We start from the raw sequence: 326 nt of genomic DNA, 5'->3' as shown, positions 1-326 counted from the left end.
AATTAAAGCAGACATCTTCTCTGAAGGAGATAAAGTTGATGTAGTTGGAACTTCTAAAGGTAAAGGAACTCAAGGTGCTATTAAGAGATGGAATTATAGTAGAGGACCTGAAACTCACGGTTCTAAATCTCACAGAGTAGCTGGTGCTAGAAGTGCCGGAACTTTCCCTGGTAGAGTTTTAAAAGGCCGTAAAGGTAGCGGTAAGATGGGTAACAAGAGAAGTACTGTTCAAAATCTTGTAGTTGTAAAAGTTGATGTTGAAAAGAACTTGGTTCTTATTAAAGGTGCTATTCCAGGACCTAAGGGTGGTTTAGTAACTGTTAGAG

The 326-nt window shown here is 39.0% G+C and carries 1 protein-coding gene; it reads left to right on the top strand.

Annotated features, from left to right (window positions below):
* Positions 1–326 (top strand): 50S ribosomal protein L3 (gene rplC, locus EII32_RS11875; RefSeq protein ID WP_125235488.1); only part of this gene is annotated, 326 nt, incomplete at both ends.

Origin of the sequence: Prevotella sp. OH937_COT-195 (genome assembly GCF_003932845.1) — a bacterium.
Classification (GTDB): domain Bacteria; phylum Bacteroidota; class Bacteroidia; order Bacteroidales; family Bacteroidaceae; genus Prevotella.
Note: the sequence above shows the minus strand (reverse complement) of the source record. Positions and strands in the feature narration are given on the sequence as shown.